The organism is Catellatospora paridis (assembly GCF_009720365.1).
Taxonomy (GTDB): Bacteria; Actinomycetota; Actinomycetes; order Mycobacteriales; family Micromonosporaceae; genus Catellatospora; species Catellatospora paridis.
This window is the reverse complement of sequence record NZ_ML769312.1, coordinates 979,192-995,656: the sequence shown is the minus strand read 5'-3', so window position 1 is coordinate 995,656 and position 16,465 is coordinate 979,192. Positions and strand designations below refer to the sequence as shown.

At 71.3% G+C, this 16,465-nt stretch carries 17 protein-coding genes; 3 read left to right on the top strand and 14 right to left on the bottom strand.

Going from position 1 to position 16,465, the window contains the following annotated elements; all coding sequences use genetic code 11:
• Window positions 1-34 precede the first annotated feature (34 nt).
• Together F9C41_RS04520 and F9C41_RS04515 are read right to left on the bottom strand one after the other, a co-directional pair.
• On the bottom strand, window positions 35-805 hold the full coding sequence (locus tag F9C41_RS04520) for an SDR family NAD(P)-dependent oxidoreductase (protein ID WP_155385274.1): 771 nt from the start codon (window positions 803-805) through the stop codon (window positions 35-37).
• 125 nt (window positions 806-930) lie between these two features.
• Complete coding sequence (locus F9C41_RS04515; RefSeq protein ID WP_155385273.1) at window positions 931-1,434, bottom strand: hypothetical protein; 504 nt, start codon at window positions 1,432-1,434, stop codon at window positions 931-933.
• 214 nt (window positions 1,435-1,648) lie between these two features.
• Between F9C41_RS04515 and F9C41_RS04510 the strand changes: the two genes are divergently transcribed.
• Window positions 1,649-2,302, top strand: a complete 654-nt coding sequence (locus F9C41_RS04510; RefSeq protein ID WP_155385272.1) for an FMN-dependent NADH-azoreductase — start codon at window positions 1,649-1,651, stop codon at window positions 2,300-2,302.
• A 67-nt stretch (window positions 2,303-2,369) separates the two neighbouring features.
• Here F9C41_RS04510 and F9C41_RS04505 read toward each other — a convergent pair whose 3' ends face one another.
• Window positions 2,370-4,076 (bottom strand): glycoside hydrolase domain-containing protein, encoded by a 1,707-nt coding sequence (locus F9C41_RS04505; protein ID WP_330164735.1) that lies wholly within the window; start codon window positions 4,074-4,076, stop codon window positions 2,370-2,372.
• A gap of 215 nt (window positions 4,077-4,291) precedes the next feature.
• Between F9C41_RS04505 and F9C41_RS04500 the strand changes: the two genes are divergently transcribed.
• Complete coding sequence (locus F9C41_RS04500; RefSeq protein WP_155385271.1) at window positions 4,292-5,077, top strand: ArsR/SmtB family transcription factor; 786 nt, start codon at window positions 4,292-4,294, stop codon at window positions 5,075-5,077.
• Here F9C41_RS04500 and F9C41_RS04495 read toward each other — a convergent pair.
• The 10 genes from F9C41_RS04495 to F9C41_RS04450 all read right to left on the bottom strand — a co-directional run bounded on the left by F9C41_RS04495 (window position 5,074) and on the right by F9C41_RS04450 (window position 13,733).
• A complete protein-coding gene (locus tag F9C41_RS04495) occupies window positions 5,074-5,997 on the bottom strand; it encodes an alpha/beta hydrolase (protein ID WP_155385270.1) in 924 nt (307 codons plus the stop codon). The two genes, F9C41_RS04500 and F9C41_RS04495, sit on opposite strands and share 4 nt — an antisense overlap.
• Before the next feature lie 105 nt (window positions 5,998-6,102).
• Entirely contained in the window at window positions 6,103-6,537 is a 435-nt protein-coding gene (locus F9C41_RS04490) for a barstar family protein (protein ID WP_230689285.1), read from the bottom strand.
• Window positions 6,534-6,890, bottom strand: coding sequence for a ribonuclease domain-containing protein (locus tag F9C41_RS04485; RefSeq protein WP_155385454.1), 357 nt, complete (start codon window positions 6,888-6,890; stop codon window positions 6,534-6,536). Before F9C41_RS04485 ends, F9C41_RS04490 begins: the two co-directional genes overlap by 4 nt.
• Before the next feature lie 161 nt (window positions 6,891-7,051).
• On the bottom strand, window positions 7,052-7,771 hold the full coding sequence (locus F9C41_RS04480) for an SGNH/GDSL hydrolase family protein (protein ID WP_155385269.1): 720 nt from the start codon (window positions 7,769-7,771) through the stop codon (window positions 7,052-7,054).
• A complete protein-coding gene (locus F9C41_RS04475) occupies window positions 7,768-8,274 on the bottom strand; it encodes a winged helix-turn-helix transcriptional regulator (RefSeq protein WP_155385268.1) in 507 nt (168 codons plus the stop codon). The genes F9C41_RS04480 and F9C41_RS04475 overlap by 4 nt, the downstream gene beginning before the upstream one ends.
• A gap of 4 nt (window positions 8,275-8,278) precedes the next feature.
• Window positions 8,279-9,334: an aldo/keto reductase gene (locus F9C41_RS04470; RefSeq protein WP_155385267.1), complete on the bottom strand. Its 1,056-nt coding sequence runs from the start codon at window positions 9,332-9,334 to the stop codon at window positions 8,279-8,281.
• A gap of 110 nt (window positions 9,335-9,444) precedes the next feature.
• Entirely contained in the window at window positions 9,445-10,554 is a 1,110-nt protein-coding gene (locus F9C41_RS04465; RefSeq protein WP_155385266.1) for a tetratricopeptide repeat protein, read from the bottom strand.
• A gap of 99 nt (window positions 10,555-10,653) precedes the next feature.
• Entirely contained in the window at window positions 10,654-11,250 is a 597-nt protein-coding gene (locus tag F9C41_RS04460) for a hypothetical protein (protein ID WP_155385265.1), read from the bottom strand.
• Window positions 11,251-11,262: 12 nt separating this feature from the next.
• Window positions 11,263-11,907, bottom strand: a complete 645-nt coding sequence (locus tag F9C41_RS04455) for a class I SAM-dependent DNA methyltransferase (RefSeq protein WP_155385264.1) — start codon at window positions 11,905-11,907, stop codon at window positions 11,263-11,265.
• Window positions 11,908-12,002: 95 nt separating this feature from the next.
• Window positions 12,003-13,733 carry a DUF2264 domain-containing protein gene (locus F9C41_RS04450; RefSeq protein WP_155385263.1) on the bottom strand — a complete coding sequence of 577 codons (1,731 nt, stop codon included), beginning with the start codon at window positions 13,731-13,733 and terminating at the stop codon, window positions 12,003-12,005.
• 146 nt (window positions 13,734-13,879) lie between these two features.
• Here F9C41_RS04450 and F9C41_RS04445 point away from each other — a divergent pair, with 146 nt between their 5' ends.
• Window positions 13,880-15,454, top strand: a complete 1,575-nt coding sequence (locus F9C41_RS04445) for a dolichyl-phosphate-mannose--protein mannosyltransferase (protein ID WP_155385262.1) — start codon at window positions 13,880-13,882, stop codon at window positions 15,452-15,454.
• Here F9C41_RS04445 and F9C41_RS04440 read toward each other — a convergent pair whose 3' ends face one another.
• Window positions 15,455-16,375: a lytic transglycosylase domain-containing protein gene (locus F9C41_RS04440; protein WP_155385261.1), complete on the bottom strand. Its 921-nt coding sequence runs from the start codon at window positions 16,373-16,375 to the stop codon at window positions 15,455-15,457.
• Window positions 16,376-16,465: the final 90 nt, after the last annotated feature.

Sequence of the window (16,465 nt, the reverse complement as noted above, 5' to 3'; positions counted from 1 at the left end):
GCGCTTTCCCCGAAACTGCGGGAGCGCGGCGGGGTCAGGCGGGGAGCTTCTCGCCGGTGAGTTCGGCGCAGGCGGCCAGGAGGCGATCCTGGGCGGCGATGTCGTAGGCGGCCGCATTGGCGCGCAGGTCCTGCCGGCGCTTGAAGTAGTGGCCGCTGAAGCCGACCTCGGCGAGCTCCGCGGTGGCCAGCCACACCTGTGTCTCGGCCCCGTCGGCGAGCGAGTCGGTGGCGTTCGGGCCGCCCATCCGGGTCTTGATCCAGCCCGGGTCGACGGCATTGCTGAGCACGGCCGGGTACAGTCGCGCCACCGCGAACGCCAGCAGCACGTCGTGCATCTTCGAGTCGCTGTAGGCCCGCATCCCGTCCCAGGCTTTGCGCTCGAACTGCAGGTCGTCGAAGTCGGCGCGGCCGGCCGCCTCCAGCCCGGAGGTCAGGTACACCAGCCGCTGCGGCAACGGCATCAAGGCCGTCAGCAGGTACGGCGTGAGCACGTTGACCGCGAAGATGCGCTCGATGCCGTCCTCGGTGACCTCCCGCCGGGCCGCCGAGCCCGCGCCGACGTTGTGGATGACCGCGTCGTAGGGCCCGTGCTCGTTCGCCGCGGCGGCCAGGGACCTGGTCTGCGCCAGTGACGACACGTCGCCGACCAGCACCGCTGCCGCGTCCGGCACGGTGTCGCGGGTCTGCGCGGCCCGCTGCTCGTTGCGGGCATGCAGCACCACCCGGTGCCCGAGCGCCAGCAGCTCGCGTGCGGTGTGCAGGCCGATGCCGTCCGCGGAACCGGTGACCAGGAAACTGCTCATGTCGGGTACCTCTCCATGGTGATCTCGGGCCAACCCTACGTCGTGCGGCGTGCGGTGACCCGCGGCCCACGAACGGGCAGGGCAGCATCACGTCGTGGAGGTGCAGGGTCGGTCCCAGATCATGGTCAGCTCACGGTCAGCCAGCGATCCAGCCAACCCGACGTGGACCTGACCACGCGGGACGGGCTGGGCATCGCGGGCCAGATCTGCAGTAGGTACTCGTCGACGATCTCGTCCATGCCGGCCGGTTCCGGTGCCAGGTCCCCGGTCTGCCGGCCGTGGTAGCGCAGCCGGTAGTTGCCCGGCCCGGCGGGCAGGTCTGGCAGCTCGAACTCCTCCTCGTGCCATGTCGTCAGGCGCAACGACTGCGCTTCGGCCACGAAGTCGATCTCCACGACGTCGTCGTACGACTCGTCCAGCGCCGGCTCGGCCTCGGCGTACGCCACCGTCAGTGCCACATCACCGGTATGCCGTTTCGTCAGCAGCAGCGCGCTTCCCGCCTCGATCCCGATCACGCCGACACCACCCGCTTCGAGCGACTCCCATTCCGGGCCGGCGTCGTGGTCGCCATCGAACAGCGAATACTGCCCGTAGTGGACGTGGAACGGCCCGGCGAAGACAGTCTGCACTGGTGCGCTCCTCGATGGTCGTGGCGGGCATGGCTCTGGCCGTCCGCCCCGGCGGTCGGATCGGGACTGCCCGGATAGGAGCGGAGTCTATGGTGAAGGGAATTCGCGTCGGTCGGCGCGAATCACTCGAATGGTCGCCGACTTCCGACACATCGGCAATGTCCGGGCAGGCTGTCGCTAGATTGTCCTTCACTTCGAGTGCTGAGGGAACGCCATGCGCATTCTGCACGTCATCGCCAGTCCCCGTGGTTCCGAATCCCATTCGCTTCGTGTTTCCGAGTCCTTTCTGCAGGGTGTCCGAGAGCAGTCCGGCGATGTCACCGTCGACGTCGTCGACCTCTACCGCCAGGACCTGCCCGCGATGGCGGGCGACAACATCGAGGCGAAGTACGCGCTGATGGTGGGCAGGCCCATCGACCGCGACCACGCCGAGTCGTGGCGGCAGGTCGAGTCTCTGATCGAGCACTTCGTCTCCGCCGACGCCTACCTGATCACCGCACCGATGTGGAACTTCGGCGTGCCGTACGCGCTGAAGTACTACATCGACTGCATCGTGCAGCCCGGATACCTGTTCCGGTACGACGAGACCGGCCAGGTCGTGCCGATGGTCAACGGGAAGAGGATGGTCTGCGTGACCTCCCGTGGCGCGGACTACTCCGCGGGGACGTACCTGCACTCGTACGACTTCCAGGAGCCGTACCTGCGGACGGTCTTCGGGTTTGTCGGCATAACGGACGTGCGGTTCATCCACGCCCAGCCGATGGACATCACCCCGCACCAGCGCGAGGCGGCCCTGACCGGGGCCGTCGCGCAGGCCCGCAATCTGGGCAGGGGCTTCCTGTCGCCCGCCGTCGGCGTGACGGCCTGAGTCGCGGCCTGCCCCGACCTGCCGTTCCGGGGACCCGTGCGCGCAACCGGGTCCCCGGGACGGCTTGCTAGACGCGGGTGAAGCGCACGGCGTCGGCGATGACGTAGCCGGTGCCGGTGGTCCACCGGCTCACGCCGACCTTGTCGCCGGTGCCGGCGGCGAGGGTGAAGACGCCCAGCGAGATCCATTGTCCGCCGTTGACGCGCTGGTTCACGGTCACCGTCTGGTTGCCACCGGTGGTGGCCACGATGAACGGGGTCGCGTCGTTGTAGCCGGCGTTCGCCGGATACCAGACCGCGACCTCGTACGACGCGGTCTCCGGGATGGTCACCCGGTACCAGGCCGGGTCGCTGGCCGCGACCGGGTCGGCGAAGCGGTAGTCGGTGCCATAGCGCTGGGCGGAGAACGCCGAGGAGCCCCAGTTCGCGCTGGCGGTGAAACCGCCCGCGGTCGTGTTGTCCACGACGGCGCTCCACGACGTCGGCGGTGGCTCCGAGACGCTCGTCGACACGTCGAGGTAGTTGCGGTCGATGTTGATCTGCACCCCGCCCCAGGTCTCCAGCACCTCGCCGACGTACTGGTGCAGCCGCCGGTGGTTGGTGTAGTAGGACGCGTCGCAGTACGGGCCGGCGTCGGTGTCGGCCACGCCGTTCCACCACGCGATCCAGAGGTGGTCGAGCCGGGTGTAGTTGGAGTCGTGGTAGGCGCTGCAGACGTCGGTCACGCCGGAGGACCCGCTGGAGTACATGCCGGACAGGTACCCGCGCACGTGCAGCTGCTCCGTCCAGCCGGACAGGAACGACAGGACGGCAGCCTTGCACGAGGCGTTCGACGGATACTGCTCGATGTCGTTGTAGATCGCGCTGCCGGCGGGGATGCCCAGCGCCTGCGCGGCGCTCACTGCACTGTTGGCGGCCGTGACGCCCTGGGAACGCGCGGTGGCGGGGTCGGCGGACATCTTCGGCAGCCGGGTGCCGCAGGGGGCCTGCCGGCCCAGCTCGATGGAGATGAGCCGCCAGCCGTTGTTGGTCTGGTTGGTCACCCAGTTTGCGGTCAGGTTCGGCTGGGAGCACGACCGGCTCGCGCCGCTGATGTAGATGCCGACGGCCCGGTATGGCGAGCTGTTGCGCCAGGCGTTCATGGTCGACTGGGACGGGGCGGCGCAGGTGTCGAAGCCCTTGCCGGTGTACACGCCCGGCTGCGGCCCGGCCGCCGCCAGCGGCGCCGCGGCGGTGGCGGCCCCGGTCGCCGTCGCGGTGGTGAGCAGGCTGTCGGACGACGGCTTGGCGTCGCGGCCCAGGCTCGCGGAGGCGAGGATCCGGCGGACGAGGGACTCGTTGTCGGGGGTGTGCGCCGCGGTGACCAGCACGCCCGCGCCGCGTACGGCGACCTGGATCGCGTCGTCGCGGGACACGGCCCCGGCCGCGACCGCCGCGCCGGTTGCGGTGACGGCGGTCTGCGGGGCGAGGCGGCTCGCGGACACGGCGTCGAGCGGCTCGATGACCAGCGCCGCGGTGCGCCCGACGAGATCGGCGGGGCAGGAGGACTGGTCGCCGGGGTGTCCCAGGTAGACCGTCGGCCGGTCGAACCGGACACACGCCCGGGGCTCGGCGCCCAGGTCGACGACCTGCCACGAGGCGGGCACGGCCACGCGATACCCGCGGTAGTCGACGATCCGGCTGCCTTCGGTGACCGCGTCGGCGGGCTTGGCCCATGTCGTCGCGGTCACCAGCGACGAACCGGCGACCGCGACGGATATCGCGGCCGCCAGCACGGCTGCACCTGCTATGACCCTTCTCAAACCAGCCTCCGGGGTGTGAAGGAAATCTCAACATGGACATCAATGTGTGGAGAATTCCTACCACGTATTCATGACCGCCGCTAGAGCGAGCGCGCGGGCGGAGTGTGCCGAAGTGGCGGGTTTGACATGCAGCCGCTCGGCTGCCTATGGTGGGACATGCAGCCGAGCGGCTGCATGTAGGGACGGCGATGGACGACGTTTTCAAGGCGCTGGCGGACCCGAGCCGCCGCGCCCTGCTGGACAGCCTCAACGCCCGCAACGGGCAGACCCTGCGCGAGCTGTGCGCGGGGCTGGACATGGCCCGGCAGTCGGTGAGCAAGCACCTCGCGGTGCTGGAGGAGGCCAACCTGGTCACCACCGTGTGGCGGGGCAGGGAGAAGCTGCACCACCTCAACGCCGAGCCGATCAACGCCATCGCCGACCGCTGGATCGACCGCTACCACCGCGGGCGGGTGCACGCCCTCGCGGACCTCAAGACGGCATTGGAGCAGCAGCACATGGACGAGTTCGTCTACACGACCTACATCCGGACCACGCCGCAGCAGCTGTGGCAGGCGCTGACCGACCCGGCGTTCACCAGCCGGTACTGGCAGGTCACCTTCGACACCGACTGGCAGGTCGGCTCAGCCATGACCTGGGAGCGGCTGGGCGTGGTGATGGCCGACCCGGCGCAGGTCGTGCTGGAGGCGGAGCCCTACCGGCGGCTGGCCTACACCTGGCACACCTTCACGCCCGAGTTCGCGAAGTCCGTCGACCTGGGCGAGGACCTGCGGCAGCAGCTCGCGGCCGAGCAGCGCTCGAAGGTGACCTTCGATCTGGAGCAGGACGGGGACCTGGTCAAGCTCACCGTCGTGCACGACGGGTTCGCGCCCGGCAGCGCGCTGCCCGGCATGGTCAGCCAGGGCTGGCCGCACCTGCTGTCGGACCTGAAGACCCTGCTGGAGACCGGCCGCACCATGGCCGAGGCGGCCTAGGCGGGCGCCAGGTACTTGTCGAAGAACGCGTCGAGGCGCTCCACGGCCGGGGTCACGTACTCGGGCTTGTCGTAGAGGTCGATGTGCGTCGCCCCGTCGATCAGGTATAGCTCCTTGGGCTCCTTGGCCTGGGCGTACGCCTGCTCGCTGAAGTACTTCGTGTCCGCCTTGGTGCCGGCGATCATCAGCAGCGGCCGGGGCGAGATCAGGTCCACGTGGTCGTAGGAGCCGTACGCCATGATCCGGTCGATGCCGGAGACGACGTACCAGTTCTTCGCGTTCGGGTGCTGGGCGCGGGGCGTGCGGTAGTAGTCGGTGCCCTCGGCGTACAGCGTCGGGGTGTCCTCGGTGACCTCGGCCGGGGTGTCCGGGACGATGTGCTCCAGGCGGGCCGGTTTGCCGTGGGCCTGGTCGGTGCGGTCCTGCGCGGCGGCCTCCAGCAGCCCCTTGCGCAGCTCCGCGTCGCCGTTGCCGCCGAGCCCGTCACGGAACAGCGAGCCCATGTCGGCCGCGCTGACCGTGGCGACCGCCTTGATGCGGTGGTCGGTGGCCGCGGTGTAGGGCACGTAGCCGCCGGACGCGCAGATGCCCAGCGCGCCGATGCGCGCCGGGTCGACCTCGTCGACGGTGGTCAGGTAGCTGACGGCGCTGCGGATGTCCTCGGCACGGGCGAACGGGTCCTCCAGGAAACGCGGCTCGCCCGCGCTCTCGCCCTGGTAGGAGGCGTCGAAGGCGAGCGTGATGTTGCCCTTCATGCACAGCTTCTGCGCGTACAGGCCCGCGGTCTGCTCCTTGACCCCGCCGAACGGGTGGCTGACCACGATCGCCGGCAGTTTCTGCCCCGCCTGGTAGTCGTCGGGCACGTAGAGGTCGCCCTTGACGTCGAGCCCGTTGCTCTTGAACGTGACGCTCTTCTTCACGCGCCCTCTCCTCACCTGACGAGGGGGTGAACGTCCCGATTTTACCGAGTTCGCAGGCTGCCGGGCCGCCGAAGAGCGGACAGCGGGGCTCCTGATACGCGGCCCCTACGCGGGGGAACCGTCCGGCAGGAGCACCGCTGTGGCGGCGGTGCAGCGGCCCAGGTCCGCGCCGGGCACATGGAGCGTGACCGCGACGCCGGGCGTGGTGTCGACCGCGATGGCGCCGAGGACCTCCAGCAGGATTGCCGTCAGCTCGGGTGCGTCGGTCAGCAGATCTTCGGCGTGGCCGACGCTCACTGTCGGCCCGGGGCCGCCGGCGACGTCGCGCAGGCAGTCGGCGAGCGCGTCCCAGTTGTGTCCGAAGTGGTCCGGGAACCGCAGCGCGCGGGCGAACTCGGCGAACAGGCCGGACCTGGTGCGGCAGGCGCGTCCGTCGATCACCGAGGTGTCGTCGGGTGGGGGAGCTGCGGTGACCGCCAGCCACCGGGGCAGGGGGCCGGCGTCGCGGTGCGGCGTCGCCGCCCCCTGCGGCGGGTTCACAGGCGGTAGAAGTCGGTGTAGTGGTTCGGCGAGAACCAGGTCACGCCCGTGCTGCGGTTGACCACGATGCGGTAGGCGTCGCGGGCCGCGCCGCGGTTGCGCGGGTACACGTCGTACTCGTAGTAGGTGGCGCCGGACGGCAACTGCGCCTCGCGGTTGTAGAACCGGCCGCCGGTGTAGTTGTAGAGCCCGTTGCTCCAGGCGTACCAGCCTGCGGTGGTCGGAAAGCCCTTGGCGGACCAGCCGGAGCGTGCCGCGCGGGCGTCGGCGCAGCGGGCCATGGTGCAGGAGTTGTAGACGGCGGCTTCGGCGGGGGCGGCGGCCGCGGGCACGAACAGCGCGCCGACGAGCATGGCGACGACGAGAGCGCAGCGCAGCGGCCACGCGAGCCGGGCCGCGGAGCGGGAAGCGATGGACACGGGGGACCTCCATTGCCGGGGGCGACCGGACCATCGTCGGGCCCACTCGGCGATGCATGGAAGTCAGTAGATGTAAATTTATCTACAATGATGGATTAATTCCGGCGCGGGGGCGAGGTCCGCAGCCACTCGCCGATCAGGTCGGCGATGACGGCGGCGGCCGTGTCGTTGAGGTGGATGTGGTCGGTGAGCAGCGTCAGGCCGTTCGCGGCCGAGATCTCGTTCCAGGACCGGCGCAGCACCAGGTGCTGGAACGTGGTCCGCAGTGCCAGACCGAGCCTGCCCTCGTACGGCGGCGGCCGGTGCCCTGGCGGCAGCAGCGCGACCAGGCGCTCGTGCAGCGGCAGGCAGGGCACCCCGCGCCCGTCCGCGACCTCCCGCAGCACCGCGTTGTACTCCCGCACCCGCTGGTTCATCGTGCTCGACAGGTCCTCGCCCAGTGGTGGCAGCTCGATCACGGCCAGCCGGGCCGAGGTGCCGTTCTGCAGCCGGTCCAGGATCGCGTCGACGTTCCGGCGATACCACTGCGGGCTCGGCGTCGCCGGCAGGCGCTGCCGTCGCCGGTAATGCCGGGCCCACCGCGCGTCGTACGTGGCGTTGACGTCGTTCGTGCCGACCAGCAGGGTGACCGCGTCGGGCCGGCACGCGATCACCTCATCCAGGCGCTGGAGCACGTTCCAGGCGAGGTTGCCGTCGACCCCGGCGTTGACGAACCGGTACCCGTCCGGCCCGAGCCGGTCACGCAGCAGACTGACGTAGTCGGCGCTGGCCAGCCCCCGGGTGATGCTGTCGCCGGCGCACACGACCTCCTTCACGGTGCCGGCCTGCCCGCTGCGGTGGCCGCGTCGGCGAGCCGGTCCCGGAACGGCTCCGTCGCGGCGGGCCCGGCGACGAAGCCGATGTCCAGGTCGGACAGCGGCACGCCGGTGGCCCGGTCCACCAGGACCGGCTCCACCTCGCGGCCGGTGGCCCGGTCCACCAGGACGAGGCTGCGGTCGCCGGGAGCCAGGTCCTGGTTGCCCCACGCGTAGAGGGCCAGGATGACCGGGCGCAGGGCGCGCCCGGTCTCCGTGAGCACGTACTCGTCGCGCGGTGGGCGTTCGTGGTAGCGCCGGCGCTCCAGCAGGCCGGCGTCGACCAGGGACTTCAGGCGGCGGGTCAGCATGTTCGGGGCGATCGCGAGGCTGCGCTCGAACTCGTCGAACCGGGTGAAGCCGTCGAACGCGTCGCGCATGATCAGAATGCTCCACCACTCGCCCACGTGCTCCAGGCTGCGCGCGATCGGGCACTCCAGGTCCTCGAAGCTGGTCCGCCGCATGAGATCACGCTACCGGGATCGCCGGGGCGTCGACGGCGCTCGCGTCACCGCCGCGGATACCGGCCAGGTTCCACGCGTTCAGCTCGTGCGGGGTGCCCAGGCGGACGGCGCTGACCTCCTCCAGGCGGGCGAACTGGGCCGGGGTCAGGGTCACCTCCAGCGCGCCGAGGTAGTCGTCGAGCTGCGCCAGGCTGCGCGGGCCGATGATCGGCACGTACGCGGTCGCGGCGCGGGCGCCCTTCTCCCGCATCCAGGCGACGGCCACCTGCGAGGCCGGCACCCCCAGTTCGGTGGCGACGTCCAGGACGGCGTCGACCACGGCGGTCTTCTGGGCGCTGTCCTCGGTGTGCACGAGGATCTTGAGGTCGGACAGCCGGCCGCCGTCGCCCTTGCGGTACTTGCCGGTCAGCAGGCCGCCGCCGAGCGGGCCCCAGAGCGCCGCGCCCAGGCCGAGCGACTGCGCCATCGGCAGCAGCTCGCGTTCGGCGGTGCGGTCGACCAGGCTGTACTCGACCTGGATGCCCACGACCGGGGACCAGCCGCGCAGTTCGGCCAGCGTCACCGCGCGCGACACCCGCCAGGCGGGGAAGTTCGACAGCGCGCCGTACCGGATCTTGCCGGCGCTGACGAGGTCGTCGAAGCCGCGCAGGATCTCCTCGATCGGGGTGAGGTCGTCCGGGGCGTGTGCCCAGAGGACGTCCAGGTAGTCGGTGCCGAGGCGCTTCAGGCTGGCCTCCACCGCCTGGAACAGGTGCTTGCGGCTGTTGCCGGTGTTGGTCACGTCGCGCGGTCCGACACCGTTGTTGCCGTACTTGCCGGCCACCACGAACCGGTCGCGCTCGGCGCCCATGAACTCGCCCAGCAGCTCCTCGGCCTGGCCCGCCTGGTAGTTGTCGGCGGTGTCGAGCAGCGTGCCGCCCGCCTCGGCGAACCGGTCGAACATCTTGCGGGCCTCGGCGGGCTCGGCTCCCGCGCCCCAGCGGGTGCCGAAGTTGCCGGTGCCGAGTCCGTACTCGGACACGCGCAGGCCGTTGTTGCGGCCGAAGGTGGTGTAACGCATGGGCGGTTCTCTCCCGATCGAGTCGATTGCATCGTGCAAGTAACTCAACCGAGCGGGGCGGCTCCCGCATTCCGGCAGGTGGCAGGGCGTGAGCCAGGCCACCTGCCGGGCTAACGGCGGCGGAAGTTCGTGACGAACCGCAGCAGGCCGAAGAAGAGCAGACAGCCCACGAGCACCAAGCCCATCGCGGCGGCCCGTTCGCCGAAGGTGCCCGCCTTCACCACCACCGCGCCCGAGCCGATCACGAAGCCCGCCAGCGTCACGAACAGGCCCAGGATCTCGACGACCTTCAGCGTGCCCTCCGTGACCACCCGCTGGGCCGACTCGACCTTCTCGGTCAGCGCCGCCGAGGCCTCCTTTACCCGCCGTTCGGCCTGCTCGGCGGCGGTGGCGCCGACCTCGCGGGTGAGTTCCTGCGCGTATCCATGGAGCTGCCGGGTGAGGACGATCAGCTCGCGCTCGCGGACGTAGTCCTGGTGCACCGCGTTGTGGCCCGGGCCGAGCATGGCGATGGCCCGGTCCACCTCGTCCAGCGCCTGCTCGAAGCGGCCCAGCTTGCGCAGCGCGGAGGCGCGCCGGAAGAACACGTTCGCGTCCAGCGCGCCGGTGGCCATCAACTGGTTGGACAGCTCCAGCATCAGCTCGGCCTGGTCCGGCAGATGGTCGGCGAACCACAGGCCGTGCATGCAGACGTGCCGGGTCTTGCTGTCGGCGTCCGGCGACGCGATCGCCTCCCGGTAGAGGTCCAGACCGCGCCCTGAACGGGAGCCCAGCGCCCCGAACGCGGCCAGCCCGAGGATGAGCGCGTCACCGCCGAACTCGGCGAGCCAGTGATGCGACCGCGACTGCAGCGACTCGAACTTGAAATCGAAGCGCAGCCGCTGGCCGTGCACGTAGGCGAGCACGAGCCGGTCGAGATACGCGCCGCCCTGCAGCGCATCCCAGTCGGCGCCACCCGGGAAGCGCTGCCCGTGCTCACGCGCCAGCCACGCGAGATCCGTCGCCGCTGTACGAACCTCGGCCATGGTCAGTTCGTGCCGCGCCGCCGCGGCCGACAGCACGCCGATCCAGTCCAGCGACGCCGTGGCGACCCGCGGTGCCAGGTGCTCGACGAGGACGGCCACCCGCTGACCCGGCCCGGCATCAGCCAGCCGGCGGTCGAGCGCGACGTCGTCCTGCGGATCGCGTGGCCGGGGCACCGCCGCCGGGTCGACGCTCATCGCTCATCCTCCAGATAAGACGGACCTTGAGACCCGCTCACCGTAGCGGTTTCGCGCACGTCGATGGGGTGAGCCCCGGCTCGGCGGGTTGAACAGCCGCTACCTGTTGGGGCGCAGGGCGTTCAGCTCCGCGAGCAGCCGATCCGGGTCGCTGCCCACGATCGGCGTGAACAGGCTCGTGCCCAGCCTGCGTACGGTGCGCTGGTAGCCCACGATGTGCCAGAACCCGTAGAAGCGCCCGGCCGTCTCCCGCTCCTGGGCGCGCTTGTCCTCGCCCGGGTCGCGTGGCGTGACACACAGCATCCACACGCCGCCGGATCGCTGCACGGCCAGCTCCTTCACGTGTGGCCAGGGCAGGTGCAGGGCCGGGCGGGCGATGCCGTTGGGCCGCAGGAACAGGCCGTGGTCGTCCGCGCCGAGCAGCGGCGTACGGGCTTTGGCAGCCTCGTCGAAGCACGTCACCACGTAGTGCAAGGCGACCGCGGCAAGCAGGATCACCGTCAGCCGCCACGACCGGATCGCGATCAGGGACAGCACGGCGGCGACCGGCAGGTGCACGGTCAGCAGCTTGCGCCGGGTCAGCTGCAGGGCGTAGGCGAGCCGGTTGCTGCGGAGCAGCACGGGAAGATCATCTGGTACGCGCACGTGCAGGCTGGGGGTGTGCAGGGTGCCGTGGCGGTCGGTCGAGGAGCTCATCAGCGGGCGACGCTAGCAGGCCCGTGCCAGCAGCATCCCGCGCGGCGTCAGCTCACCGGTCTGCGCCTTGCGGGAGGCCTGGGCGAACACATCGAAACCGGCCTCGGTGACGAACTCCGCCATGCGATCGACCGGGCGGAAGTGGTAGTTCAGCGTGAACGTGTGCCCGAACGCCTCGGTGCGCAGGCGGTGCTCGTCGAGGTTCTGGAAGATCAGCAGCAGGTGCCCGCCGGGGGCGAGCGCACGCCGGAACCCGGCGAGCACCGCCGGCAGCTCCTCGTCCGGGATGTGGATCACGGAGTACTGTGCGCTGATCCCGGCGAGCGAGCCGTCGGCCACGTCGAGAGCCGTCATCGTGCCCTCGTCGAAGCGCAGGTGCGGGTACCGGCTGCGGGCCAGCGCGAGCATGCCGGGGGACAGGTCGAGGCCGCGCACGTCCAGGCCCAGGCCGGCCAGGTGTGCCGTGCCGGGTCCGGTGCCGCAGCCGACGTCCAGGGTCGCCCCGCCGCCGCCGGCCAGCACGAGATCGGCGTACGCGGCCAGCATCGCCCGTTCGATCGGGATGCCCGCCAGCTCGTCGCGGAAGGTCTCGTCATACTCCGCGGCGAAGGTGTCGTACGCGGCGCGGGTGTGCTGAAGGAAGGTCGGCTCGGTCATGGTCGCCCACCCTATGCGGCCGGCGTCGCGCCCGGACGATCGAGTCTGTCGCGGGTGTGCGCGTCAGGAGGCGGGGATGTGCCCGTCTCCTCCGCTCAGCTGCGGTGAACCACGGCGGTGCAGGTCAGGGTGTGCGCGCCGGGTTCCAGCTCCGCGGTCAGCATGGGCAGGGCGGTGCGCGGGAACAGCACGTTGCCGCCTGCCGTCGGCACCAGCACCTGCCCGGCCCGGGGCACGCTGCTGCCCTGGTCGGCGACGGCCGACGCGAGGCCGTCCGAGTCGACCTCAGCCCGTCCCGCCGCCTCGACCGCGCCCGCGGGCGTATGCCCGGCGGCAGTCCACGGCACGCAGAAGCCGGTCTCGGCCGTGTGCAGCGTCCGGCCGGTGACGACCTCGTGGGTGCGCCGGTGCCCGTCGTCGGTGAACCGCAGGGTGGTCCGCACCGTGACATCCGGCCACGGGTGCCAGGTGAGCACCAGCGCGTCGCCGTCGAGCACGCAGTCGCCGCCCTCGCGGACCCGCCAGTGCACCCCGTCCTCGCTGAGCGCCAGCGCACTGTCATATGCCCCGTGTCCCAGGCCCGCGCCACCGGTCGGGACGCTGAACCCGGCCAGCGTCGAGTACGCGAACTTCGCCGCCTTCGCGGCGCCGCCGCGCGCCCACGGGTAGGCCTCCTGCCCGCACAGCGCCGTCACGTCTCCGTCGGCGTCGCGGCTGACCAGCATCGACGGCGCGGGCTGCAGCTCCACCCGCGGGCGGCGGTCGGCGGGCGCGGGCTCGGCAGTCCAGAAGGGATGCTCGGCGTGCACGGCGAGGGCGGCGAAGAACTTCGTGCCCCAGTACGGCGACCCGCCGCCGATGTACTGCTCGACGACACCCGTGTTCGGGTAGCGGTAGCCGACGCTGAGCAGCCCGTCCCGGTCGAGGATCGGCTGCTGCCACCACCAGGCCAGGTGTCGTTCGGCCAGGCCGCGGGCGTGCGCCCAGGGCACGGCGGCGAGATCCGCGACGGGCAGGGTGCTCCAGAACGCGCCCTGCGCGAAGCGGTAGCCGAGGCTGCGGCCGTACGGCAGGGCGGAGCCGTCGGCGGCGAACCAGTGCTGGAACTGCGCCGCGAAGGCGGTGGCGCGCTCGCGTACCCGCTGCGCGCGCTGCTCGTCGAGCGCGCCGAGACCCAGCAGTTGCAGGCCGTAGTAGTGGAAGCCGAACGGGTTGTAGTAGTCGCGCTGCTGGCCGTGGCCGTCGAAGTGCCAGCCGTCGGCGGTGGCGAACTCCTCCAGGCGGTCCAGGTGCGCCGCGACCGCCGCCTCGTCGACGGCGACGCCGACCGCACGCATCCCCGTGGCGGCCAGCACCGGGAAGAAGTGCCAGTTGTTGTCGACCGGCTCGGCGGCCGCGGCCGTGGACAGCCAGGTCATGAGGTGGTCGCGCTGGGTCGGCGTGAGCGGGTCCCATACCTCGTGCGGGGCGACGGCGAGGGCGTAGCCGACCGCCGCCGACTCGACGAGCCGCTGGTTGCGGTCGAACGGCGGGCCTACGTACCACCGATGCGCTGGGTCGACCGCGGCCGTGAGCGCGGCCCGGACCTCGTCCCACTGCCGGGATGCACGGCCCCCACCGGCGGCGTGCGCGGCCAGGCCCCACAACGGCCGGGTGACCAGCTCGAACCAGGTAGCCCCGGGGTCGTTGCTGGACGGTGTGGCCGGCTGGTGCGCGGGTCCGCGTGCCGCGAGCGCGGTCGCGGGCGCGACCAGCCGTGCCATCGCCGCCGCCCAGCCCTCGCGGCCGGGGCGGAGTGCGCCGTGCAGGTCCTGGGGTGTGGGCATGCGCGTGGTCCTTCGCGGTCGGGGACGGCGGGGGACAGCTTGCCACGTCTGACGCCTGTCGCGGGTCCGGCGCCCGCCGGTTCGCACCGGCCGTCGGGGGTCCGGGCGGTCATCGGCTGACGATCGGGCCGGATACGATGCGCCGCATGACGCAGACGGCCCGAGTGCCGCGCCCGCGGCGGGCGCTCGCCGAACCCGCCCCGTCGGCCGAACCCGCCACCGGGATTCCCGACGTCGTGCGACGCCGGCTGTCGCCGCTCGCGCTGGACCCCTACGCCTGGCCGGCTGCCCTGTTCATCACCCTGCTGGCCGGCCTGCTGCGCCTGAGCAACCTGGCGAAGCCGCCCGGCAAGATGTTCGACGAGACCTACTACGCCACCGACGCCCACTGGCTGTGGGAGAAGGGGTTCGAGTGGAACGAGAAGGAGAACACGACCGGTTACGTCGTGCACCCTCCGCTCGGCAAGTGGATCATCGGACTTGGTGAGCAGGTCTTCGGCTACAACGAGCTGGGCTGGCGGATCTCCGCGGCCGTGTTCGGCACGGTCTCGGTGCTGATGCTCACCCGCATCGCCATGCGCATGTTCGGCTCCCTGGTGCTGGGCTGCGCCGCAGGCCTGCTGATGGCCTTCGACGGCATGCACTTCGTGCTGTCGCGGGTCGCCATGCTCGACATCTTCCTGATGTTCTTCATCCTGGCCGCGTTCGGCGCGCTGGTGCTCGACCGCGACCAGCGCCGGGCCCGCTGGCTGGGCTTTCTCGCCGACGGCGGCGACCCGCGGGCGCGCGGACGCGGCAGCCGCCCGCCACGGGCCGTGCCCTGGTGGCGGCTGGCCGCGGCGCTGCTGTTCGGCTGCGCGCTGGCGGTGAAGTGGTCGGCGCTGGCGTTCGCGCCGGTGCTGGTGCTGCTGGTGCTGTGGTGGGAGGTCGGCGCGCGGCGCAGTGCCGGGGTGCGCCACCCGATCCGCGACACGATCCTCGACGAGACCGGCTGGCTGCTGGCCGGGCTGCCGCTCACCGCGGGCGTGTACCTGGCGAGCTGGACCGGCTGGCTGTCGACCGACGGCGGCTACGCCCGGCACTTCCTGCGCGACAGCGGCCAGGACGAGCCCGGGTTCTGGGGCGCGCTGCGCAACCTGGCCCACTACCACGAGCTGGCGTACGGCTCCCACCAGGCGATCACCGAGGCGCACGCCTACCAGTCGGTGGGTGAGTGGGCCCCGATCCAGTGGCTGCTGCTGGGCCGCCCGGTGCTGTTCTACCGCAACGGCGACCCGCTGTGCGGCGCCGACCAGTGCAACGCCGACGTGCTGCTGCTCGGCACGCCCCTGCTCTGGTGGGCGTTCATTCCCGCGCTGCTCGCCGCGATCTGGTTCGGCATCGCCCGCCGCGACTGGCGCGCCGGAGCCGTGCTGGCGATGACCGCGGCGGCGCTGGTGCCGTGGTTCTTCTTCCCGGCGCGCACCATGTTCTACTTCTACGCCCTGCCCGCCGAGCCGTTCCTGATCCTGGCCGTGGTGTTCGTGCTCGGCGCGGCGATGAACCCGCCGCCCGGCCGGCCGGCCGACCCCGACCGGCAGCTGTTCGGGGCCGTCATGGCCGGCGTGTTCGTGCTGCTGGTCGCGGTCGTGTTCGCGTACTACCACCCGCTGTACACGGGCGAGTCGCTGCCGTACGAGGACTGGAGCCGGCGCATCCTGCTCGGCAACCTGTGGACCTGATCAGTACTTCTCCATCAGTGCCCGGACGTTCTGCACGTACAGCGCGTTCGGGTACCACACGTCGTCGCCGTCGTTGATCTCCTTGTCGACGGCACCCTGTCCGAAGTTGTACGCCGAGACGACCGCGTTGAGCAGGCACCACTCCTTGCTGTCGGCGACATTGGGGTCCAACCGGCAGTCGTCGTCGCGCAGCGTGTAGTCGGGCGTGCAGGTCGGCGCGGGCGAGACGGCCGGGTCGGGCTCCTCGCAGCCGAAGCCGTACTTCATGCCGAAGTAGCGGATCAGCCACTGCAGGTAGGCCGAGCCCAGCATCGTGTTGCCCCGGAGCGTGTCGACGTCCTCGTCGAGGGTGAACGGTGAGTCGTCGTTGAGCCACTTCGCGGTGCTCGGCATGACCTGCATGGTGCCGATGCCGCCGTCGCACGCCATGATGGTCGACTGCCACCCGCTCTCCTGCATGGCGACCGCCTTGATGAGCTTCGGCGGCAGGGTGACCTGGGAGACCGTCCAGAACTTGCGGGCCGCCGCGGCCTCCAGCGCCGCCTCGACCTCGGCCATCGGCGCGTCCGTGCCGGCGTGGAACGGGCACTTGGGGCCCGCCGGCGGCGAAGCCACGGGCGCGGGCGGCGGCGCGCCGGGCAGGGTCACCTTCGTCGGGCTCGGCTTCGGTTTGGGCTTCGGCTTCGGTTTGGGCGACTTCGACGGCGACGGCTTCACCGACGGCGACGGCGACGGGCTCGGCGAGGCCTCCGCCGACTCGCTCGGCTCGGACAGCGCGCCGGTCTCGAACACCGCACTCGGCCGGGGCTCGGCGGTGGTGTCCGGGTCACCGCCGCGGTCCAGGACCAGCACCACGGCGGCCAGCACGACGGCGACCAGAGTGAACGTGCCGACGACGGCATGCGTACGCGTGAGGCGCATTGGTTTTCCTCCCCAGGGATCCCAAGGCGGCCGAGCCTAGTGCACCCTGCGGTCGTCCGTGCGCCCCCGCCTGCCCGTGCGCCGGGCACG